The following is a 21410-nucleotide window of genomic DNA, read 5'->3' on the forward strand; positions in this document are numbered from 1 at the left end:
CCGAACGGGGTCTCGGCACGCCCGTTCTTCCGCAGGAGTCTACGCAGTTCCCCTCCCCATCTATAAGAGGATTTCATGACAGAGCTAAAAGGTGACAAAAACAAACTAATAGAAAACAGAATTTCTAGTACGCGACCATTAAAGAGGTAACTTGCTAAAAGTTTGTTGATTTAAATTAGATTTTATTAAAAAAACATACTGAGAAAGTTGATTGGAGCGGAAGGTGCTCGACTCCTGCGGGAATTGCGGGAAAGTTGAGACCCCGCAGGGCAATGCCCGAGGAGTCTCAACTCACGCCCCGCGGAAAGCGAGCACCTGGAGCGGAAATCAACCACTACTCGCTTTTTTAAGAGCAACAAAGTTTATGAGAAGAGCCTTAATGGAACAGAAAAAAAGAACCCATGAATGCTCATGAGTTCCCAGCTGCTTATTTAAGTAATCGAAAGACCGTCGGAATTCTATAATGCTCTCCCTCATAGGCTCTGATCGCTCCCAATATCGTAAAGATCAAGGCCAGGACACCCACGACAGGAGCCAGAACAAATCCAATCAGCACCACCATCAAAATGGTACTTACCAAACCATAAACGGCATATGAAATAAGAAAGTTGAAGTATTCCTTTCCATGAAAGTCCACAAACTCTGATTCATCCTTTTTAATAAGCCAGATGATCAATGGACCAATGAATGCTGTGAAGAAGCTTAATATATAAATAAGAGCTGCCATCATTCTTTCATCTTTCGTCGGCATATTGAAATTCCTCCTTTTCACCGCTCACCCTAAACAAGAGTAAACAGACTGTTAGATTCTATCCTCCTCTATACTTACGTGCACTCTGTCAGAAAGTTTCATCTAATCATGTATTTTTTTTTTGAGAACCCTTAAAGAGAAATTCTGCAAACTTCCGGACAGTCCTCATGAAACGTGAAAGGATGGAATATACGTTAAGTAGAGGAGTTTGTCCTTAGTGGACTTGCAGAAAGGTAGTGATGGATTTGAATAAATTTGAAGCCTTTATTCTGGGAATCATACAAGGTTTAACAGAGTTCCTTCCAATCTCAAGCACAGGTCACCTTTATCTCGGAAGGCTTACCTTTGGACTCCAGGAAGCTGGACTTTTCTTGGATACGATGCTTCATATCGGAACGTTGATCGCAGTTCTTGTTGTGTATCAAAAGGAACTTCTCTACATGTTGAGGCACCCCTTTAGTAAATTATCATGGATACTCATCATTGGGACCATCCCGGCTGTGATCGTGGGCTTTTTGTTCGAAGATTTCTTTGACTCAATCTCAAAGACGGGTTCCACGATCGGATGGGAGTTTCTTGCAACGGGATGTATTATGTATTTTGCAGATGGAGTGAGAAATGGCTATAAAAAACTCGATGACCTTTCTTACACAGATGCAGTGGTGATCGGGAGCTTTCAAGCAGCAGCCATCTTCCCGGCGTTATCAAGGTCAGGATTAACCATTGCGGCAGGCTTATTCAGGAAGCTTGACAGGGAAACGGCGGCTTATTTTTCCTTCCTTCTATCTACCCCAGCCATACTTGGTGGAATCGTGCTACAAGGGAAAGAAATGATGGGAGGAACTGTTGAAGCGATCTCTTTTTCAAGTTTAGCCATCGGAACAGTAAGTGCCGCAGTATTCGGATACTTTGCTATCCTTACGATGGTTAATTTTTTGAAAAAGCACTCCCTTAAAATTTTCTCCTACTATGTGTGGGCTCTGGGGCTCTTGATTCTCTTTCTTCAATACTCTGGGATTATGTAGGAGGAACACGATGAACCATGAATCGATCGTACAAATCTTGACACAATTAACTGATTTGGGTTACGCGGGAATCGCACTTGCACTCATGATAGAAGTGATTCCAAGCGAGCTTGTATTAAGCTATGCAGGCTTTATGGTGAATGCCGGTAAACTCTCCTTCATTGGAGCGTTCCTTAGCGGGGTCATCGGGGGCACACTTGCACAACTATTTCTCTATTGGCTTGGCTACTATGGTGGCCGCCCCTTCTTTGAAAAATATGGAAGGTATCTACTTATTCAGCAAAAGCATTTGACGGCTGCTGAAACGTGGTTTGATAAGCATGGTACCATCGTCATTTTCACCGCTCGATTTATTCCGATTGTCCGTCACGCCATTAGTATTCCGGCTGGCATCACCCGAATGCCTCTTTCTACTTTTAGTCTTTATACCTTTGCAGCCATGCTTCCCTGGACATTATTGTTTATGGTCATCGGGATGGAGCTGGGTACTCACTGGGAGCACATTGAAGTAATCGGAGTACGCTATATTAAGCCTTTGAGTTTCATTGCAGTAGTTGGAACAGTTCTCTATCTATTTTTTTCCTATTGGAGAAACAAAAGGAAGGATTAACTTCTTTTTTTCCATGAAATTGTTTAAAATAAGAAGGAATAAAGACCCACGAAAGGATTACCTATGAATTCGATACTATTAAAGAACGCAACCATATACCCCATCACATCCAAGCCCATTCAAAAAGGTTCTGTACTCATAGAAGACGGAAAAATCAAACAGATTCACTCACAAAGCATAGAGGCCTTCACCGATGCTTCAGTGTATGATTGCCAGGGGAAATTTCTCTTCCCGGGCTTCATCGACTCCCATACCCACTTAGGGTTGTATGACGAAGGCACCGGTTGGGCAGGAAATGATGCCAATGAAACCATTGAGCCAATGACGCCTCATATCAGGGCTTTTGACGGCGTATATCCATTAGATCCCGGTTTTAAAGATGCTCTGAAGTACGGTGTCACAACAGTTAATGTCATGCCTGGGAGCGCAAATGTAATCGGTGGAACGACTTCTGTGATCAAAACCTATGGATCAACGATTCGATCGATGCTGATTAAGGAAACGTCCGGATTGAAAATCGCCCTTGGGGAGAACCCGAAACGGATTCATAGTAATGGAAACAACGATTCCATTACGAGAATGGGCATTATGGGAATGCTTAGAGAAGCATTTTTCTCAGCCAAATATTGTGATCAACCCGAAGATCTCAGAGTTGCACCTTTAGTATCTGCATTAAAACGTGAAATCCCTGTTCGGATACACGCTCACCGTGCAGATGATATCCTGTCTGCGGTCCGGTTTGCCGACGAGTTCAATTTGGATTTACGCATCGAGCATTGTACAGAAGGTCATCTCATTTCTGAAGAATTTTATGGTAAAAATTTAAAGGTTTCAGTAGGGCCAACCTTTACAAGAAGATCCAAAGTAGAGCTAAAAAACAAAAGCTGGATCACGTATCAAAAATTGACGGAAGCTGGTGTCGAAGTGTCCATTACGACCGACCACCCGTACACTCCGATTCAGTACTTAAATATGTGCGCGGCTATCGCTGTTCGGGAAGGGCTGGACGAACATAAAGCCCTTGAGGGAATCACCATCCTCCCTGCCAGAAACCTTGGTGTATCTGACCGCATCGGTAGTATAGAGGTAAACAAGGATGCCGATTTAGTACTATGGAGCCACCATCCATTTCATTTTATGGCCAAGCCGATTGTAACCTTGGTGAATGGAGAAGTCGCTTATCAAAGTGTGTAGAAATTTGTTAAAAATTTTCATCAAAATTTAGCATTTTACCTATTTCCTTTTTGAGATATTTCGTATATGATACAAATGGATAATATATTTCCGGTTACAAAGACGTGATCAATTCTTATATTGAGCGACTGTAATGAAGGGAAGGCAAAAGGTGCGCCACCAGTTTCTTGACTGGTCTTAGTGGGTTCGATTCCCACCCCGAAATTTTTTAGTTACCATTTAAAAATTTCGAGGGTGGGATCGTACGCAAGTAGACTGCCCTCAAGGAGGGTCTACTATGATCAAGAAACGTGAATTACATGAGTGTCATGAGCTCTATGACCTGATGGTGCACCCGGATGTCTTCCCTTTCGTGCGTCAAAAAGCTCATTCCTATGAGGAGCTTCTCTTCTTAACGAAACAAACGATTGAAGCTGAGGAGCGTGGAGAACTCATTTCCCGTACGATTTTGGACGAATGGGGCAACCCGATCGGAACGATAAACTTATTTGATATTCAAGAAAATGCTGGGTTCCTGGGAACCTGGATTGGCAAACCCTATCATGGAAAAGGATACAATCAACCAGCCAAAGATGCATTCTTCGCTGAACTTTTCTTCGAATTAGGAATGGAAACCATATTCATGAGAATCCGCAAAGTGAATACCCGCTCCCAAAAAGCAGCAGAAAAACTTCCATATGTACTAAAAGCGAACGAAACAAGAAAATCTCTTTACGAACAATTAAATGCTCAAGAAGAGGTATATGATTTATATGAAATCCCCAAAGACTTATACACACTTTATTTATATCAGCTTCAACCTTCCCAAGAAGAAGATCAAGCTTTGGAAGCTTAGGATAAAAACCGATTTCCCTATGAGGAAATCGGTTTTTTGTTTTAAAAAACAATCCATATAAGTTCCCCCTCTCTTTCTTCATACATAAATTCAAGTTACATCCGGGAAAGATATAGTGAAGAAAAAGGTTTATAGGAGGGCTTTCACAATGCCTATTCGAATTATTTTAGTCGTACTATCTTGGGGAAGCCTGCTGTTTCTCAAGAAGGAAACCATCATACGCTTTTCTCCCTCTGCGATTTTAGTGAGCTTCATTCTAACAACCATCACATTATGTAACTCGGTTCTAAAGTTTTGGGAGATTCGAGGAAGCAAACAAGAAAAATTGCTTGGTGATTTATCGTTTATTCTGGGTCCGTTCCTTTCTGCTACACTTTGGGTTTTCAGATTAACCTATAGATCCTTTCCACTCTATATGCTCTTAAACCTCTCCATTAATTATATATTTGCCTATCCCCTTACCTCATTTTTCGAGAATAAAGGCATATATAAATTAAAACGGATGAAGAACCATTATATGTACATGCTTACGATCAGCTATTCTATCATTATTTATTGGTATCAATCCCTTATCGAAAATAAATTCATGAACAAGAATGAAGACTTATCCTCTCAGAGATTCAGCGAGAAAACGAACGATATCATCGCAGAAAAATTATTATAGCTCACAAAAAAAGGAGCTGCTGATAGTTGACAGCTTATCTTCATTCCAAAAGATAAGCACACACTAACAGGCAGCTCCCATTTTTTATTTCTTTTTCGCTACTTTCTCGAAATACAGATTTCTTACAACATAGGTTTTATAGTTTTCCAATTTTCTTTTTTCTAACGGATGATGACTGATTCCCATCTTTTTAAGCTCCTGAAGGTACCACCCTTTTGAAAATTGATAAGCCATTGTCCTTCTCCCCTTCAACCATTTATATACTATATGCTTAAAGGAGGGTACCATGACTTATTATCGGGACATTGATGAAAGTTCCTCATACATGTCTTGTATGGTATAGGCTTTTTGACTTTTTTCCATGTTGTGGATATAGGTATCTCTGTTTTCCTTTAACTCATTAACTTTCTTGAGGAAGCTCTCTTCGGTCAGCTCTTCTTCTTCAAGTTTTAATGCATAACCATGCTTTACGAAGCTGTTAGCGTTTAGGATTTGATCTCCACGGCTCGCTTCTCTTGATAGGGGGATCAGTAACATTGGTTTTTTCAACGCAAGAAATTCAAAGATCGAATTAGATCCTGCACGTGAGATCACATAATCCGTCATCGCTAAATAGTGAGGAAGATCACCTTTTATGAATTCATATTGCCGGTACCCTTTTTGGGTATAGGTTTCTTCGATATTCCCCTTCCCACAAATGTGGATGATTTGGAAATGGGAAAGGAGTTCATTCAGGTTCCCTCTTACCGCTTCGTTAATTTTTCTTGCACCAAGACTTCCACCCATAATCATCAATACAGGCTTATCTTCATAATACCCGGTTAAACGTTTTCCTTCACTTGCATCTCCTGTAAACAGCTCTTCACGAATGATCGCTCCTGCACATAATGATTTATCACTTGGAAGTGATTGAACCGTTTCAGGAAAAGTGGTGAAGATTTTGGTGGCAAAAGGAACCGCTAATTTGTTCGCAAGTCCCGGTGTTACATCCGATTCATGAATCGCTACAGGAACCTTTGCAATCTTAGCAGCCATGACGACGGGAACGGAAACAAATCCCCCTTTTGAAAAGATGATGTCTGGTTTCGTCTTACGAATGACGTTTAAAGCATCAAACACACCTTTCATCACTCGAAATGGATCTGAAAAGTTTTTCCATGAAAAATACCTTCGGAGCTTTCCGCTTGAGATGCTTTCATAAGGAATATGGGGAAATTGTTCTGTTATGATTTCCTTTTCGATTCCGTCTTCTGATCCTATATACGTTATCTTCCATCCTTCTTTTTCAAAGTGTGGAATCAATGCTGTATTAACCGTAACGTGGCCTGCTGATCCGCCGCCTGTAAATAAAATGCGTTTACTCATATGTATAAACTCCTAACTTGATTTTCTACTAACCTTATCTTTCATCATTATACACTTTACCAAAAATGTCTGGAGGATAGAACTACGAAAATTTGACAAAAGAATAGGCTCCGTCAACCGGAACCCTTTCAATCTCTGCAACAAACGTGTTGAACGTTGTAATGATTTAATTTAATTAGATAAGACCTTATCTCTTTTCAATATATAATTGGCTACATTTCTTCCGCTGATTGTAACCATTGGAGATCCTCCACCCGGATGAGTCGTTCCTCCAACATAGAAGAGGTGTTCAATGTCCTTGCTAACGTTGGAAGGGCGAAGAAACGCTTCTGTCATCCGGTGGGAAGCCAGGCCATAAAGGGAGCCTTTATAGGCAGAGAATTTGTGTTTGATCGTATTCGGCGTGAATACCCTCTCTACTTCTAATGAGTTCCGAATTGGCAGCCCCTTTTCTTCTAATTTCTGATAAATCTTCTCTTTATACGCCTCGGCTTGTTCATCAGTCACCTCGACGGCTGGAGCATTCACAAGAATAAATAAATTACTTCCCTTGGTGATGTTAGGATCTGTGGCAGCTGAATGGCTAATATAGATGGTCGGGTCACTGGGCAGCTCTTTCTTCATGAAAATTTGCGAGAACTCCTTTTGATAATCTTCTGTGAAATACACTTGGTGATGATGAACGGAATCCTGGTAGGCTCGTAACCCTGCCAAAATGACAAAAGCGGAAATGGAAGGTTCATAGGAGTCCAGCTTCCTATCAGGATGGCTTGGTCGCTCTTTCTCTTCAATAAGATTCTTCGTAGCCGTGATAAAATCCCCATTCACAATTACATCATGGGCAGGTACCGTTTCACCATTTTCTGTTACAACCCCCACTGCTCTTTTTTCCTCCACTATAATCTCTTTTATTCTTATGCCCAGATGAACCTTGCCTCCCAGTTCTTCAAAGAATCGGTAGAAGCCTTTTGCAATCTCTGGGTTTCCACCTATCGTATAATACACCCCTTCTTTCATCTCGAGATGGCCGATCAACGAGAAGGTCGCCGGGCACTCATATGGTGAAGATCCAATATATGTCGCATAACGATTAAACACTTTCAACACATCTTCATCCTGAAAGAACCTTCGGTGAAAATGATCCATCTTTTCAAAGGGACGGACCTTCATAAAGCTGTAGGATAGCTGCGGTGCGAGGTAATCCCGCCATGAACCAAAAACCCGATAGAAAAATCCCCGCTCGGCTAATGTGTATAGCTTTTCCACTTCCCTTAAATACTCTTTGTAATGAGATGCCCCGTACGGATCGAGTTTTTCAAGTTCCGTAATCATTTCCTCCGGGTCCGCTGATTGATATAGAATTCTCCCATTGTGAAAGACATTTTTTGTATGTTTTACAAGCCTTTCAAACTGAAAATAATGAGAAGAGTCTCCTCCTGCATCATTGATCACCGATTGAAATACTTCAGGCATGGTAATGGTATTAGGTCCAAAATCAAAGGTATACTCCTCGATTTCAACAGGCATCATTTTCCCTCCAGGATGAAGGTTCTCTTCTATGATCGTTACATTATAGCCTTTACTTTGGAGAGAAATACCTGCGGACAATCCCCCTAATCCACCTCCAATAATGACGATATCCTTCATGAATAGGTCCTCCCCTTCCAAGCGTATCCCTGTTTCTTCATTCCTCGCAGCATCGAAGCCCACATAATGATGATAAAGCTTATAGAAGCAATCGGCATGATAAGAAAATGCCACCTGGATTGATTGGATGCAATATCAATCATGAGGGTTTGTACCCATATCGCAACCAGCGGAACACAATAGCTCCATTCCCCTGCCATTAATCCATATAGGAACAGGGGAAGGGGCAATATGTAAAATACGAAGTAAAAAAGGGAAAGCAGAAAAACGGAAATTGGAGTTCTCCCTAATCCTATATAAATATTTTTTAAGAAACCCTCCCATACTTCCTTATTGGTATCATACATATGGCATGTCACGTCATATGTATTGTTGACGATTGTTACCTTCCAACCCTTTTCTTTCACTTCCCTCGCAATATGCACATCTTCTAATAAAGACGATTTCACTGCTTCATGACCACCGCACTCTTCATACGCTTCCTTCTTAAAAAACATAAAGGCCCCGTGAGCAGCGGTAAATGCTTTATTCGTCGTATGATTGGCAACTGCAATGGGTAAATGAAAGTATACCAGGAAGTGTTGAAAGGGAACCAGCATCTTACTGAGTAAAGTAGGTATGGGAAATTGCGGAAATCCCGTTACAAGCCCTGCATTGTATTGGTTCATCTGGAACAATACTTTCTCAATGATGGACGGGGACACCCTGACATCTGCATCAAGGAATAAATAATATGTTCCTCGGGCATGCTGACCCAGCTCCTTGCATGCATGGACCTTCCCCACCCATCCTTTTGGGAGTGGCTTTCCGTTGATGATTTTAAAGCGGGAATCCCCTTTGGTTAATTGGAATAGGAGTTCAGGGGTACGATCCGTTGAGCCATCATCTAATATGATAAATTCAACAGGCGAATGGGCAATCTTCTTAATACTTTCAATTAAACCTTCCACATTTCTTTCTTCATTCCTCATAGGAACAAGTACAGAAACAAGTTCATTCGAAGACAATTTACGAGAAAGCTTCGGTAAAAAGAGTAGATTGATGAACGTGACCAGAACAAACATGAACGTGATGAAGATAAAATAATTCAATGTCTTTACACCTCTACTTCCTTCTTTTCCAAAAGCTCAACCATTCACTATTCGTAGGAAAACCTTTTAGTAATAATTCAAAGCTTGAAATATCTTCATTTATGATATCGGACTTTAGGGACTCGATCCTTTTTTCCATAACAGTCCTTAGACTGTCTGTAAGCTCTTTTCTTGAATAATGCTTATTGTGATCTACTCCCTCATCACAGATTCTGATAAATAATTCAGGCCTTTGATCATGACGAAATGTGTAGTAGAACGTGACCAACGATACCTTTATTTCGGGATTACGTTCACTTAAGAAGCTTGGACCACTCATAAATGAAATAGGCCTCTTCTCAAGATGCTCTTCCTTGCCCTGCGGAAAGATCCAGACAGTTTTCTTCTCTTGCAGGCACTTCTCAGCAAACTTTAAGGAAGAGACCAAATCTTTGGGTGAGTCGGGGTTTACTGAGAATGCCCCGATTTTACGGAAAAAAGAGAAATCTTCCATCCCTTTCTGACTCATCATGGCGTAGCTGTCTTCTTTTACAACATAATGATTCAAGTAAAAGACCATCAATCCGTCCCACCAGCTTGAATGGTTTGCGAGTATCAAGTGACCGGAAGGAGATTTTCCAGACTCCCTGTGATCATCGATCCAAACACGATAAAAATGTTTCTTCAGCTGATAGGTAAGGTAGTGGGCCAAGAGGCGTTGAAATCTCCTGCTTTTTTTCGGTTCGATCATACTACCTTCTCCAATCGTTTTCTAAGTAAGAGAGACACACCGTAAAATGCAAGCGTAACCCAAACAGCCAGCCAAAGCCCTTCCACGATTGCCGTCACGATAAACATAAAGATCACGAGGTAATACAACCGTCTCATCCGCGAGCTCCAATGTGAAGAAACACCCTCGTGTTTTATCAAATAGTACAGGAAAAATTGAATGAAGAACGAAACAAAAAACCAGCCTAAGAAATTTTGAGTTGGAATATCATAATACATCCCTTCCTCATCCCATATCCAGTATTCCCGGCCTTTAAAAGCCACCGGATCAATAATCAGGTCCATCGTCACCGCTAAAATGGACGTAACTGTGCTATAGATAAACGCTGCCATTACAGTCTTTCTTCGGGATAGCAGGAATTCATAGTGTGCCATACTCGTGAAGATCACCATGACCCAGGCAAAGCCTATGGTGATGGGTACGCCAACCAGCTGAAAACCAAAGTCTTTTTCATAATGATAAGAGCCAAATATCAGACCATAATGAACGCCTAATGACTCTGCAAAAATCGTAAGCAGCATAATACACAACGCGATGATGGCCCCGATTTGTCCTCCGAATTTCTTCATTGCATAAAGAATAGCCAAAAAACCGGCCAAATATAAGAAAACGGCATTCGCCCATTGAAGGGATGGAGGAAGCCAATCAAGAGAAACAAGGATAATCCCCACTCCGTACCATATAAGAAATACGATCCAAATCCAGTCCTGCCATTCTTTAGTCATTATCTTCCTCTCCCACATGCTCTTTCTTTTCAACATCAATTATATAAGAGTGCAATGTTTAAATGCATATTTAACTCTCTGTCTCTCTAAAATGTGATACAGTATGATAGTGAATTTATCAAAAGCTCAAGGGAGTTATTCAAAGGAGTTCATTTTATGAGAGAAACCCATTTAGTCAAGGATAAAATCAAACAATTATCCATTATACTCATTCCCATTCTGGTCACCCAGTTGGGAATGTTTGCAATGAATTTTTTCGACACCATCATGTCAGGAAAGTATTCTCCGATAGACCTGGCCGGTGTTGCCATAGGTTCCTCCCTTTGGGTACCGGTATTTACAGGGTTAAGCGGCATCCTTCTAGCGGTTACCCCAATCGTCGCTCAATTAATAGGAGGAGGAAATAAGAAAGATGTTCCCCACACTGTGCTTCAAGGTGTATATGCAGCCATTGCTCTATCACTTTTCGTGATGATTGTCGGTGCATTCGTTCTTAATCCAATTCTGAATGGAATGAATATTGAAACACAGGTCCGTACTGTTGCTAAAGATTATCTCATTGCCCTTTCATTCGGGATGATTCCATTATTCATCTACAATGTACTGAGATCATTTATTGATGCCCTGGGAATGACAAGGGTCACCATGTTTATTACATTGCTTTCCCTTCCGATAAATGTCGTATTTAATTATTTATTGATATTTGGAAAACTCGGTTTCCCTGCATTAGGAGGAGTCGGCGCTGGTTATGCTTCAGCTATCACCTATTGGGTCATTACACTCATTGCTTTTTGGGTTGTGCATACAAAAAGACCATTTAATCAATACTTTATCTTCAAAACCATCCATAAACCTGACCTCTCTAAATGGAAAGAGCTCTTTCAAATTGGGGTGCCGATCGGTCTATCTATTTTCTTTGAAGTAAGCATCTTTTCTGCTGTTACTTTATTGATGAGCAATTATGATACAGTCGTGATAGCAGCTCATCAAGCAGCGATCAATTTTGCATCCTTTCTCTATATGATCCCGCTCAGTATTTCCATGGCATTAACCATCGTTGTAGGGTTTGAGGTGGGAGCGAAAAGGCTGCGGGATGCAAAGATTTATAGCTGGATGGGGGTAAGCTTTGCATTACTATTGGCAGTCATATATGGTGTGATTTTGCTCGTGTTCCGATCAGAAATCTCGTACCTCTATTCAGATGATGCATATGTATTGGAATTAACGGCTCATTTTTTATTGTATGCTGTGTTCTTCCAGCTATCAGATGCCATTCAGGCTCCAGTACAAGGGGCGCTCAGAGGATACAAGGATGTCAATATCACCTTTATGATGGCACTCATATCCTACTGGGTGATTGGATTACCGCTTGGTTATGTTCTAGCCAACTACACTGCCTTTGGTCCGTACGGGTATTGGCTCGGCCTGACATCCGGCTTAACTGCAGGAGCCATCACGTTATCAGCCAGGCTCCTATTCATTCAGAATAAGTATAGAAAGCAATATAGTCTTATAAAACAATAAACACATCATTTAAATCCATTAGACATGGCAGATTTTTTTCTGCTGTGTCTATTTACTCCTTCACTGACGAAATACCTTTCCAAGCACATCCTTGCCCCCTGTAACAGGAATAATGGAACCGGTAATAAAATCGGATTCTTCCTGACATAGAAAAGAAATGATTCTCGAAAGGTCTTCACCCGTTCCAGGACGCCCCACCGGTGTGTTAGAATCATGATGTTCTTTCGCTTTATGAATCTCTTCTTCTTTCCATTCCCCAACGATGTCCCCGGGGCAGACCATGTTCGCCGTTATTCCATTACGCGCTTCTTCGATAGATATGGTTTTCGTAAAGGAAGCAAGTCCTGCTTTTGATGCCGCAAACGCGGAACGATAGATCCAGCCTGGTGATGTTTCAACTCGATCATATCCAAACGTGATAATTCTTCCCCATTTCTTTTCCCTCATTTTAGGAATAATCAACCTTGATAAGTAGAAAACACTATTTAAATTTCCGTTTACTATGTAGTTCCATTCTTCTGGGGAATAGTCAGTAAATGACTTCCGCTCTTTCACGTAGGGACCTGCATTATGAATTAAGATATCGACACTTTCCACTTCATTCAGAATTTCTGTTACCATTCGCTCACATTCTTCAGGTACAGAAATATCACCCTTGATGGCTATTAATTTATTGTTATATTTCCCCATCAAATGGGAAACCAGATTCTCAACAATTTGATCATTTTGTCTGTAGTTAATGATAACGGTATATCCTTGTTTCGAGAATTCCTCTACCGTTCGCCGACCGATCCCCTTCGATCCTCCCGTTATAAACACAACTTTTTCTTTCATCAAGTTCACTCCACGTACTCGTTATACTTCAATAGTAAGAATGATTATGTTGAATTGCAAATGTAAGCTCTTTAATAATGCATTCATATTCGACAATAGCCCCATTTTTTGTATATTTTATTTTGATAAGATTAAAATAACCTAAACGGGCTTCATCCTTTTTCGTACACAAAAAAAACAACCTCTCCATAAGAGAGGCTGCTTTCATGATTGTGTTATATTATTTACCAATGAACTGTTGAGTCCAGTAGTTACCGTTTTCTACATGTCCTACACCGATGTGAGTGTAGTTAGAGCTTAAGATATTTTTACGGTGACCATCACTGTCCATCCATGCTTGTACTACTTCTTCTGGAGTAGGTTGACCCATAGCGATGTTTTCACCGGCAGAGCTGTATTGAATGCCGAACTGCTTCATCATGTCGAATGGTGAACCATAAGTCGGGCTATCATGAGAGAAGTAGTTATTCGCTTGCATATCACGAGACTTTTCACGTGCAACTTTGCTTAACTCAGTATCTACTTTAAGCGCTGGAAGACCTTGCTTTGCACGCTCTTGGTTCGTTAACTCCACTACTTTCTGCTCGTATTGACTTAATTGACCTGTTTCTTCACTTACCTTTTGTTCTGGTTGTTGTTTCTGTTCGTTTGCTGCAGGTGCAGGAGCAGGAGCTTCTGCTTTTGGTGCTTCTTGTTTTTCAGGAGCTGGTGCTGGTGCTGGTGCCTCTGCTTTTGGTGCTTCAGCTTTCGGTGCTTCCTTAGCTGGCGCTGGTGCAGCCTGGGCTTGAGGAGCTTGTCCTTTTAACAGCTCTTGTACATTAATATTCTTACCATCAATTTGAAATTTTGATAGAGTATCTTGTACAAATTTATTTAAATCTTCTTGATTACCATTATATTTAAAAGTGTTCACCTGTTGTGAAACCTTATCTGGAGTTGGACATGGTGCTTCAGCCCCAGCTTTTCCTGCTGCGAATGGTGCTGCTAATAGTGTAAATGCTGTTGCTGTTGAAACCATCATTTTCTTGTTCATAAAAATGAATTCCTCCTTAGTGAATGTGTTTTTCTTGCTGCACATTCATCATACCACCCCGTTTTTGTTACATTTACGGGAGATCTTGGTAACTAGATATCAATTGTTCTATTATGAAAGACAATTTTCCTATAGTACTATAGTAATCATTGATTCTAGTAGGGAGAAAGTATATTTGAAATGATTTACTTACATTTCCAATGGTTGTATTATTTAGCTCAGGAAACTAATTATTACCTGTATATCAGTATTGACAGCTTTTGAGCAGACCCAATTTTGTAACGGATGTTACAGTTACATTTCACAGAAAGCGCGATTTCACCCTAAAGATAGGTATTCTTTGCATTTTTTGTCAGATTCAACAATAATATATCCTTTGACCTGAAACCCAAGACGTTTTAGTTGTCTAACGCCCACATTGCATTCTATAAGATTACTCCCCATTACCACGATAGGACCATTAGGGATATCGTGTGAGTGCCTTCCTATATATCCACACGGGATCGCTATAATGTTAGCGCAATCTTCTTTAGAGGAATCCTGATAATCCCGGACATCAACGACTACATGTCGGGAAGTTACCTCAAGAGAAGACCATTGTTTTGTTCTCACAGGGAAATATCGATAATACATCATATAAGAAAGTACACTAAAGAGAATTAAGCTAATTACTAGCATACTGGCATCATCCTTTTTAATAATCTAATCATCATTATATACCTACGCAGGTATACAAGGAAGAAAAATGCTCAGAATGGGATGACTAATGTCTATCACTTGTCCTAATTTGCTATAACACAGCATTTAAATGTTAATATGTATCTTCAAACAATCGTAAGACCATTTCAAGATGTAGCTTTATTAAAGCAACTTTCTCTTCACTCGTCAGGTCCGATTCAATAATTCTCTTCGTAGCTGAGAGGTATTTTTCTTCTTTTGATTTACGCACTCTTGGATGACTATTGCCGTCCATTAGTTCACGTTTAATCGCTTCCTTCAGGATATTTTCTGAAGAAACACCTTCACTTATTAACAATCGGTTTTTCCAGATCTGCCTGTAGGCTTCTAATAATACATCGAAAGATTCTAATGTCATATCCAAACAACCTTTACATAAAAAGTTAAATCATAAAGCATACTAGAAAAAAACGAAGAAAGGTGATGTACATGACTACACCCTATCGCTGTCCCAGCTGTAAAACAAATCGCACTCGATTTAATATTATACAACAAGTATCTCAGAGTGTGAAACTTGATCCTGCCTCTGGAGAAGTTGTTCAGAGTTATGAAGAAGGGCAGCTCGAGCCCTTTCATCTTGCATACAATGGACCTGATTTAAAAGTTCAATGTGCCGCTTGCGGTTTAGTAGAGGATGAAATGACGTTTAAGAAGTTTGGAGAAAGTACAATGTAAGGCATACAAAAAGGGTAACTGGATGACTCTGTCTCTCCGACAGATCTATCCGGTCACCCTTTTTGTATTTAGTGCTCATGCCAATTAATGATTGGATGCTTCTTTAAGCTTAGTTTCTTTTTCTTCTTCTGTTACATCTTTATTCGACATACGTAAAGGGATTTCTTCCATAAAGAACGTTAATACAAAACCAAAGAGAAGAATGATAGCACCGATAAAGAAGACATTCGTTAAAGCGAAACTTAACGCCTCTCTCACACCTTCGAGAATGGTTGCGTATATCCCTTGGAATTCTTTCGGTAATGTTGATTGTAATTCTTTTAATTTCTCACCATTCATAATGTTTTGAGGATCCTGAAGCTGCTTCAGCACTCCTGATGTTTCAGGATTCGTAAGTAGAGGTGAGTCTTTCACATCTGACATTTTCTCAGTCATCTTTGAAGACATGGAAGTATTCATCACGGTACCCATGATGGCTACACCAATCGTACCGCCGATTTGTCTGAATAATTGAGTGGCAGCGGTAGCCACACCAAGGAACTTATGCTGAACAGCGTTTTGAACGGTTAAAGTGAACACCGGGAAGCTCAGCCCAAGACCTGTTCCTACTATAATAATATTGATTAGAGCCGTTGTATTGGTTGTGTTCGTATCCATAAAGGATAAAAGTATCATTCCAGCACTCATTACGAACAAACCGATTAGGGCTAGAAATTTATATCTGCCTGTCTTCGTGATGATCTGTCCACCAACTGTACTCGCGATCACCATACTTAATGTCATCGGCATCATCACCAAGCCCGACTTAGTGGCAGATGTCCCCATGACCCCTTGAATAAAGAACGGCATATACATGATGGCTCCAAACATTCCTGCTCCCAGGATAAATCCAATGATATTTGATAATGTGAAAATTTTATTTTTGAACAATTGAAGTGGAAGTACAGGATTGCTTGCTCTCTTTTCCGTAATGATAAATAAGACAAAAGATACCACCGTTGCTGACAGTAAACCTATAATCGGAAGGGAAACCCACTCATAATCATTTCCACCCCACGTAAAGGCCAATAATAATGGAATAATCGTCAGAGTAAGCATAATGGAACCTAAGTAGTCCACTTTCAATCCTCTATTTGGTTTCTGTGAAGGGAACATTTTATAAATCATTCCAAAGGCAATGAAACCAACAGGAAGGAACACCCAGAATACCCAGTGCCAGTCTGCATTATCAACAATCCAGCCACCTAATGTTGGACCGAACACACTTGCCAGACCAAATACACTGCTCATTAATCCCTGCCATTTCCCTCGTTCCCTTGGAGAGAATAAGTCCCCGACGGCCGTAAACGCAGTAGACATGATCATACCCGCTCCAAAACCTTGAATTCCTCTGAAAATGATTAATTGAAGGATTGATGATGAAAGTCCATTCAAGAATGAACCAATCATAAACACACCAATACCTAGTAGGATGAATGGCTTTCTTCCATACATATCTGATAATTTCCCTACTAAGATGGCCGTTACCGAACTGGTTAACATAAAGATTGTAAAAACCCAGCTATAGTAGTCAAGCCCACCAATCTCAGAAATGATTCTTGGTAATGCGGTCCCCACTATCGTTTGATTCAATGCCGCAAATAACATGGCTGACATGATGGCTATCATGATCATTACTTTTTTTCGATGTTCTAAGTGCTCCATTTTTAAGTCTCCCTTAATATTTATGATAAGAATAATTCACTTACTTAAGTAATTAAGCATAATAGAAGGGATGACCCATTCCGGTCAACCCTTGCTCCCTCATGCTTACACTTATTACTTGCGATTCGATGCTAATAGCTTTTCAAACAGTTCAATCAGGTGGTTAATCTCTTCTTTATCAAATTTCACAAATAGTTCCTGAAAGTATTGAGTCTTTTTTTCTTCACATTTAGCCAGCATATCAACGCCCTGAGGTGTCAGAGCTAACTCTACTACTCTACGATCTTCGTTAGACCGCATTCTTGTGATATAGCCTTTTTCTACTAATGTATCCGTAATGGAAGTGATGTGACTTGCCGATACTTCCATACGTTTGGATATTTCCGAGGATTTCAATGCCCCATTCTCGCTAATGAGCTGAAGTACCCGAAATTCTCCATTGGAAATGAACTCACCAAAGATGGTTCGAATATCTGATTTCATCATTCTAAAAACGGATCGGAATAATCCCTCTAACTCGTACATTTCTTTTCCCACTAAAATCGACCTTTCTCACTTCTTGCACTAAATAAATAGTTCACTAAGTTAACTATTATAGTTTAAACATTTTCTTCTAATCTGTCAATGGTTATGAACCAGTCAAGATCATGACGGTTCTGACTCCCATCTTGGAGAATAAAATGATACTGATCGATAGTCCGATCCCACATAGGAGACCGGTCAGCAACCGTAACGGATTCGTACTGGTTCTCCAGTTCCACTTCTGGGTGTATCCATCTGCCAGTAGGGGGAAGATGAGCATCCCCACATAAAGCAAATGAACGAATGTTACCAAAGGGAAATACAACCAAACGAACGGGATCCCGATTAGGATTCCCAAGAGAATTCCCATACAGCGAAAGCATAAGGGAAATTGCTTCCCCCTGACGACGAGTGAGCGTTCTCGTATTCTGTGACAGGGCATAAAGGATAATGTAAGGATGGCTTTCACTTCCTTCCCCTCCTATGGACTGCAGTCCGGTGTGCAATCACAGTCCGGTGAATCACAATCAAATTTCTTTCCTAAGCGTGGAGAAGGAATGCAGTCAGGGGAATAAATTGCACAGTCCCAACAGTCATAAGCTCTATCCCTTTTATGTTTTTTCCGCTGATAGTACACGATCGTTGTTATAAACATAATCACACTGAACCCAATTAATCCAATAAAGATAACGAATTGCAGTTTCGTTTCATACATGCTTAAACCATACATTCCACTGATAAATAAGATTAGTTCTATACTAAACAATAGAAACACCATATAACGTTTCTCCTCACCTTAGGTTATTCCGTTATGTCTATCTCCTGCAAAGAACGTATTATTTCTGATTTATGTAAGTTTTCTCCAATTATGACAAAATTGGTTGGGTACTTCATATCTCCAGGCATGAACAGCGGCATGCCATATGAATATTGAAACAAGGTTGGATTTTTGCGTCCCTGTAATGGAACATAACCCTTCATTCTGTAAATGCCATCAGGTTGGTTTTTCACCCATTCCTCAAATGCTTCTCCTCTCACTGTTCCATCAAAGGAATATACGATCGCTTGTAAGGATAAATGTTCACCGATGGATGCTTTCTCATAGGAACCGCTCCTGTGATCAGCTTTCAAAGTGAATAAATCTTTCATCGACACCTTTGAATAGTTCGTTAAATATACCTTAGCATTGGGGTTAATTTGCTGAAGGTCATATGAGAATGTCCCTTGCTCCATTTCTGAAAGCAAATCCGTTTTATTCGCGACAATATATTGAGCATGACGAATCTGTTCTCTCATCAGATGTAAAACAGCTGGACTAAAATCATCCCTGTTTCTCCACTGTAAACCATCCACCACAGTAACAATCCCTCTAAATTCGAATTGATCGGCAAACAGAGGAGAAAGGATGGAATCGACCACCTCAACAGGATGTGCTGCTCCTGTCGTTTCTATCACTAATACATCGAAATCCTCGTTCATTAACAATTCCTGAAGCTGAGACTCCAGCTTTTCTGAAATGGTGCAGCAAATACATCCATCAAGCAACTCTCTTAAAGCCGTATCTTTTTCAACTTCATCACTATCAATGGAGACACTTCCCAGTTCATTCATTAAGACAGCCGGTTTTTTATTTTGATCCTTTAAGGACTCCAGCAATCCTTTTAGTAACGTCGTTTTTCCACTTCCAAGAAATCCGGATAGTATATAAACATCTTTCTTCATTTAATCTTCCTCTCTATAGATCCTATACATATTCTATTAGAAAGTGCTTATGAACACAACGAACCAAAGCATCCACACCAACTATTTATGTAAAAGGGAGAATAGAGGATGAAGATTCTTTAGTAAAAAAGCGATTTCTTATTTTTACACGCATAGAATGAATAGACAGGAACCGCGACACTAAAGGATTATCTCTGGATGTCCCTTGTATCTTGTAGCTTTCAATAATAGCTGCTTCATTGCAGCCGAAATTATAAACAGTTAAAACTTTAAAGGTGGGGTTGTCATTGTACTACGAGAAGATTGTTCCGCTTAAACTTAGGGACTTTTTGAAGAATCCTTCTCATGAAACGTTGAAGGATCTGTTACTTCATAATACGGGCGAAACAGATTACGTTGATTTCAAATCAGATTGGATTGAATTCACAAAAATGGCGAAGCATATCCTCGCTATCTCCAATACGGGAGGCGGATGCATAATTGTAGGAGTGATGCAATATGATGATGGATCGTTAGAATTAAAGGGATTGACGGATGAGGAATTTTTAGATAAAGCAGATGTTGATAATAAACTGCAGCATCTGCTTCCTAAATATTTACGATACAGGACGGAGGATTTCATTTTCTCTAAAGGTATCCATCCATTGTTGGACTTAAAACGATTTCAGGTTCTTATCATTGATTATGATCCGCGTTATGTTCCCTATACTTCTATTGTGACCAGAGGTGAATTAAGGTATGGGGCCATATATGCGAGACAAGGGACGAAGACAATTGAAGCTACACACGAAAAGTTGGTGGACGTGATTCTTCGCAAAGTCCAGTCCGGTGGATCTGATAGTGATGAGCGTACATTAAAAGAGCATCTGGAACATCTTAAAATCCTGCATCTGGAACATAATCAAACTGAGGATTTGAAGTTCAAAAAATATCTACACGATTTAATTGTAAGAAAAATGAAAAAGATAGAAACCTTTCTTGACCTGGATTCTTCTGAGTTTCATTCTTGGTAAATCACTCAACTGTATTTAGAAAATCCCTGATAGCTTCTTGATTCTTTTGTTCGTCCATATCTAAAACCAGTCCTGCATTTACAGTCGAAAGGTCAGTAAAACTTCCTTCTACCGGTACACGAAGTGTGTCCACACGATTCACGGGTTTCAGCATTAATGACATACCATACTTTATCACTTCACTAATAGGCGTAGAGGTTTCTACGTTTTTTAAACCTTCTCTCATTAGGGAAACAACGGTTGTAATTCCTTCTCCGGACTGCATTTGCTCCATAAGACTTTTTTCTGCCAAAGCCATGATTTCCTGCTGCCGCTCCACTCGTCCAAAATCGCTTTTTATGTCTCCCCTAAACCTCACATATTGTAAGATTTCTTCTCCTTTTAATACTTGCTTCCCGGGATCCTTCGCCCATTTCCAATACTTGATCATCGGTTCTGACACTGTAACCCCGACCCCTTCTGGAAAAACGAGATCCATCATGTTTATGAAATCATTAAAATTCACTTTCACGGAATGGTGAATATCTATGTTGAAATTATTTTTTATCGTTTCGGCCAGGAGCTCTTCTCCCCCCCACGTATACGCATGATTAATTTTGCTCTTTTCAAATCCAGGGATGTTTACGAATGTATCCCTCATGATGGAAACAATCTTAATGGATGTCGATTGTGGCGTATATTGAGCAACCATTAAAACATCTGCACGGGCAGGTTCGTTTTTTCGTTGATCTGAACCGATTAGAAGGACATTAACAGGAGATTTTTTTTCCTGAAGGACTAAAGGAAAAATCGATTCATTATTTTCATCTAAGAAACGCTTTTGCGATTGAACTTCTTCTTTTGGTACCGGTTGTTCGCTCCCACCCCAGAAAGGCGAACAACTTACAACAATGAATACAGAAAATAATAGAGCCAATAGTAATGCTGTTTTTTTCATAAGATCACCTCATATATACTCTCATTGTTGGT

The 21410-nt window shown here is 40.2% G+C and carries 24 protein-coding genes; 8 read left to right on the forward strand and 16 right to left on the reverse strand.

The features are described from left to right. Positions 1-427: 427 nt before the first annotated feature. Positions 428-751, reverse strand: a complete 324-nt coding sequence (locus tag Q1B03_RS02070; RefSeq protein ID WP_148969340.1) for a DUF4870 domain-containing protein — start codon at positions 749-751, stop codon at positions 428-430. Positions 752-996: 245 nt separating this feature from the next. Between Q1B03_RS02070 and Q1B03_RS02075 the strand changes: the two genes are divergently transcribed. From Q1B03_RS02075 to Q1B03_RS02095, 5 genes are all read left to right on the forward strand, one after another. Then, positions 997-1776: an undecaprenyl-diphosphate phosphatase gene (locus Q1B03_RS02075; RefSeq protein ID WP_299737664.1), complete on the forward strand. Its 780-nt coding sequence runs from the start codon at positions 997-999 to the stop codon at positions 1774-1776. Positions 1777-1786: 10 nt separating this feature from the next. Continuing rightward, positions 1787-2386 (forward strand): DedA family protein, encoded by a 600-nt coding sequence (locus Q1B03_RS02080; RefSeq protein WP_299737666.1) that lies wholly within the window; start codon positions 1787-1789, stop codon positions 2384-2386. A 63-nt stretch (positions 2387-2449) separates the two neighbouring features. Further along, positions 2450-3580: an amidohydrolase gene (locus tag Q1B03_RS02085; RefSeq protein ID WP_299737668.1), complete on the forward strand. Its 1131-nt coding sequence runs from the start codon at positions 2450-2452 to the stop codon at positions 3578-3580. A 277-nt stretch (positions 3581-3857) separates the two neighbouring features. Continuing rightward, a complete protein-coding gene (locus Q1B03_RS02090; RefSeq protein WP_299737670.1) occupies positions 3858-4415 on the forward strand; it encodes a GNAT family N-acetyltransferase in 558 nt (185 codons plus the stop codon). Between the two features lie 148 nt (positions 4416-4563). Continuing rightward, positions 4564-5079, forward strand: coding sequence for a hypothetical protein (locus tag Q1B03_RS02095; protein WP_299737672.1), 516 nt, complete (start codon positions 4564-4566; stop codon positions 5077-5079). A gap of 84 nt (positions 5080-5163) precedes the next feature. Here the strand turns inward: Q1B03_RS02095 and Q1B03_RS02100 are convergent, their stop codons facing one another. The 6 genes from Q1B03_RS02100 to Q1B03_RS02125 all read right to left on the reverse strand — a co-directional run bounded on the left by Q1B03_RS02100 (position 5164) and on the right by Q1B03_RS02125 (position 10676). Further along, a complete protein-coding gene (locus Q1B03_RS02100) occupies positions 5164-5313 on the reverse strand; it encodes a DUF2639 domain-containing protein (RefSeq protein WP_299737674.1) in 150 nt (49 codons plus the stop codon). Positions 5314-5373: 60 nt separating this feature from the next. Then, a complete protein-coding gene (locus Q1B03_RS02105; RefSeq protein ID WP_299737676.1) occupies positions 5374-6444 on the reverse strand; it encodes an undecaprenyldiphospho-muramoylpentapeptide beta-N-acetylglucosaminyltransferase in 1071 nt (356 codons plus the stop codon). Positions 6445-6615: 171 nt separating this feature from the next. After that, on the reverse strand, positions 6616-8091 hold the full coding sequence (crtI, locus tag Q1B03_RS02110) for an NAD(P)/FAD-dependent oxidoreductase (protein WP_299737678.1): 1476 nt from the start codon (positions 8089-8091) through the stop codon (positions 6616-6618). Continuing rightward, positions 8088-9182: a glycosyltransferase family 2 protein gene (locus Q1B03_RS02115; RefSeq protein ID WP_299737680.1), complete on the reverse strand. Its 1095-nt coding sequence runs from the start codon at positions 9180-9182 to the stop codon at positions 8088-8090. Before Q1B03_RS02115 ends, crtI begins: the two co-directional genes overlap by 4 nt. A gap of 13 nt (positions 9183-9195) precedes the next feature. Further along, positions 9196-9912 (reverse strand): lysophospholipid acyltransferase family protein, encoded by a 717-nt coding sequence (locus Q1B03_RS02120; protein WP_299737682.1) that lies wholly within the window; start codon positions 9910-9912, stop codon positions 9196-9198. Then, complete coding sequence (locus Q1B03_RS02125; protein ID WP_299737684.1) at positions 9909-10676, reverse strand: carotenoid biosynthesis protein; 768 nt, start codon at positions 10674-10676, stop codon at positions 9909-9911. The genes Q1B03_RS02120 and Q1B03_RS02125 overlap by 4 nt, the downstream gene beginning before the upstream one ends. Before the next feature lie 156 nt (positions 10677-10832). On the opposite strand from Q1B03_RS02125, the gene Q1B03_RS02130 reads away from it, so the two are divergent. Next, on the forward strand, positions 10833-12200 hold the full coding sequence (locus Q1B03_RS02130; protein WP_299737687.1) for an MATE family efflux transporter: 1368 nt from the start codon (positions 10833-10835) through the stop codon (positions 12198-12200). Between the two features lie 60 nt (positions 12201-12260). Here Q1B03_RS02130 and Q1B03_RS02135 read toward each other — a convergent pair whose 3' ends face one another. The 3 genes from Q1B03_RS02135 to Q1B03_RS02145 form a co-directional block, all read right to left on the reverse strand. After that, positions 12261-13034, reverse strand: coding sequence for an SDR family oxidoreductase (locus Q1B03_RS02135; protein ID WP_299737689.1), 774 nt, complete (start codon positions 13032-13034; stop codon positions 12261-12263). A gap of 220 nt (positions 13035-13254) precedes the next feature. Continuing rightward, positions 13255-14112 (reverse strand): CAP domain-containing protein, encoded by an 858-nt coding sequence (locus Q1B03_RS02140; RefSeq protein ID WP_299737691.1) that lies wholly within the window; start codon positions 14110-14112, stop codon positions 13255-13257. Positions 14113-14878: 766 nt separating this feature from the next. Then, positions 14879-15163 (reverse strand): hypothetical protein, encoded by a 285-nt coding sequence (locus Q1B03_RS02145; protein WP_299737693.1) that lies wholly within the window; start codon positions 15161-15163, stop codon positions 14879-14881. 71 nt (positions 15164-15234) lie between these two features. On the opposite strand from Q1B03_RS02145, the gene Q1B03_RS02150 reads away from it, so the two are divergent. Continuing rightward, positions 15235-15480: a DNA alkylation repair protein gene (locus Q1B03_RS02150; protein ID WP_044336558.1), complete on the forward strand. Its 246-nt coding sequence runs from the start codon at positions 15235-15237 to the stop codon at positions 15478-15480. Positions 15481-15564: 84 nt separating this feature from the next. Here the strand turns inward: Q1B03_RS02150 and Q1B03_RS02155 are convergent, their stop codons facing one another. From Q1B03_RS02155 to Q1B03_RS02175, 5 genes are all read right to left on the reverse strand, one after another. Further along, positions 15565-17184, reverse strand: coding sequence for an MDR family MFS transporter (locus Q1B03_RS02155; RefSeq protein WP_299737696.1), 1620 nt, complete (start codon positions 17182-17184; stop codon positions 15565-15567). A gap of 114 nt (positions 17185-17298) precedes the next feature. Further along, positions 17299-17709: a MarR family winged helix-turn-helix transcriptional regulator gene (locus tag Q1B03_RS02160; RefSeq protein ID WP_299737698.1), complete on the reverse strand. Its 411-nt coding sequence runs from the start codon at positions 17707-17709 to the stop codon at positions 17299-17301. 103 nt (positions 17710-17812) lie between these two features. After that, entirely contained in the window at positions 17813-18175 is a 363-nt protein-coding gene (locus Q1B03_RS02165) for a DUF2085 domain-containing protein (RefSeq protein ID WP_299737700.1), read from the reverse strand. A gap of 12 nt (positions 18176-18187) precedes the next feature. Then, positions 18188-18484 (reverse strand): hypothetical protein, encoded by a 297-nt coding sequence (locus Q1B03_RS02170; protein ID WP_299737702.1) that lies wholly within the window; start codon positions 18482-18484, stop codon positions 18188-18190. Positions 18485-18507: 23 nt separating this feature from the next. After that, positions 18508-19428, reverse strand: coding sequence for a GTP-binding protein (locus Q1B03_RS02175; protein WP_299737704.1), 921 nt, complete (start codon positions 19426-19428; stop codon positions 18508-18510). A 287-nt stretch (positions 19429-19715) separates the two neighbouring features. Here Q1B03_RS02175 and Q1B03_RS02180 point away from each other — a divergent pair, with 287 nt between their 5' ends. After that, a complete protein-coding gene (locus Q1B03_RS02180; RefSeq protein WP_299737706.1) occupies positions 19716-20441 on the forward strand; it encodes a helix-turn-helix domain-containing protein in 726 nt (241 codons plus the stop codon). 1 nt (position 20442) lies between these two features. Here the strand turns inward: Q1B03_RS02180 and Q1B03_RS02185 are convergent, their stop codons facing one another. Further along, positions 20443-21378, reverse strand: a complete 936-nt coding sequence (locus Q1B03_RS02185) for an LCP family protein (RefSeq protein WP_299737708.1) — start codon at positions 21376-21378, stop codon at positions 20443-20445. Positions 21379-21410 lie beyond the last annotated feature (32 nt).

The sequence above is a fragment of the uncultured Rossellomorea sp. genome, assembly GCF_947488365.1.
GTDB lineage: Bacteria > Bacillota > Bacilli > Bacillales > Bacillaceae_B > Rossellomorea.

Coding starts and splice junctions, on each gene's coding strand:
- crtI (WP_299737678.1), bottom strand. CDS start 8,091: ATGAAGGATATCGTCATTATTGGAGGTGGATTAGGGGGATTGTCCGCA.
- Q1B03_RS02080 (WP_299737666.1), top strand. CDS start 1,787: ATGAACCATGAATCGATCGTACAAATCTTGACACAATTAACTGATTTG.
- Q1B03_RS02175 (WP_299737704.1), bottom strand. CDS start 19,428: ATGAAGAAAGATGTTTATATACTATCCGGATTTCTTGGAAGTGGAAAA.
- Q1B03_RS02095 (WP_299737672.1), top strand. CDS start 4,564: ATGCCTATTCGAATTATTTTAGTCGTACTATCTTGGGGAAGCCTGCTG.
- Q1B03_RS02160 (WP_299737698.1), bottom strand. CDS start 17,709: ATGTACGAGTTAGAGGGATTATTCCGATCCGTTTTTAGAATGATGAAA.
- Q1B03_RS02100 (WP_299737674.1), bottom strand. CDS start 5,313: ATGGCTTATCAATTTTCAAAAGGGTGGTACCTTCAGGAGCTTAAAAAG.
- Q1B03_RS02125 (WP_299737684.1), bottom strand. CDS start 10,676: ATGACTAAAGAATGGCAGGACTGGATTTGGATCGTATTTCTTATATGG.
- Q1B03_RS02145 (WP_299737693.1), bottom strand. CDS start 15,163: ATGACATTAGAATCTTTCGATGTATTATTAGAAGCCTACAGGCAGATC.
- Q1B03_RS02070 (WP_148969340.1), bottom strand. CDS start 751: ATGCCGACGAAAGATGAAAGAATGATGGCAGCTCTTATTTATATATTA.
- Q1B03_RS02185 (WP_299737708.1), bottom strand. CDS start 21,378: ATGAAAAAAACAGCATTACTATTGGCTCTATTATTTTCTGTATTCATT.
- Q1B03_RS02170 (WP_299737702.1), bottom strand. CDS start 18,484: ATGGTGTTTCTATTGTTTAGTATAGAACTAATCTTATTTATCAGTGGA.
- Q1B03_RS02140 (WP_299737691.1), bottom strand. CDS start 14,112: ATGTGCAGCAAGAAAAACACATTCACTAAGGAGGAATTCATTTTTATG.
- Q1B03_RS02150 (WP_044336558.1), top strand. CDS start 15,235: ATGACTACACCCTATCGCTGTCCCAGCTGTAAAACAAATCGCACTCGA.
- Q1B03_RS02155 (WP_299737696.1), bottom strand. CDS start 17,184: ATGGAGCACTTAGAACATCGAAAAAAAGTAATGATCATGATAGCCATC.
- Q1B03_RS02135 (WP_299737689.1), bottom strand. CDS start 13,034: ATGAAAGAAAAAGTTGTGTTTATAACGGGAGGATCGAAGGGGATCGGT.
- Q1B03_RS02090 (WP_299737670.1), top strand. CDS start 3,858: ATGATCAAGAAACGTGAATTACATGAGTGTCATGAGCTCTATGACCTG.
- Q1B03_RS02105 (WP_299737676.1), bottom strand. CDS start 6,444: ATGAGTAAACGCATTTTATTTACAGGCGGCGGATCAGCAGGCCACGTT.
- Q1B03_RS02130 (WP_299737687.1), top strand. CDS start 10,833: ATGAGAGAAACCCATTTAGTCAAGGATAAAATCAAACAATTATCCATT.
- Q1B03_RS02085 (WP_299737668.1), top strand. CDS start 2,450: ATGAATTCGATACTATTAAAGAACGCAACCATATACCCCATCACATCC.
- Q1B03_RS02120 (WP_299737682.1), bottom strand. CDS start 9,912: ATGATCGAACCGAAAAAAAGCAGGAGATTTCAACGCCTCTTGGCCCAC.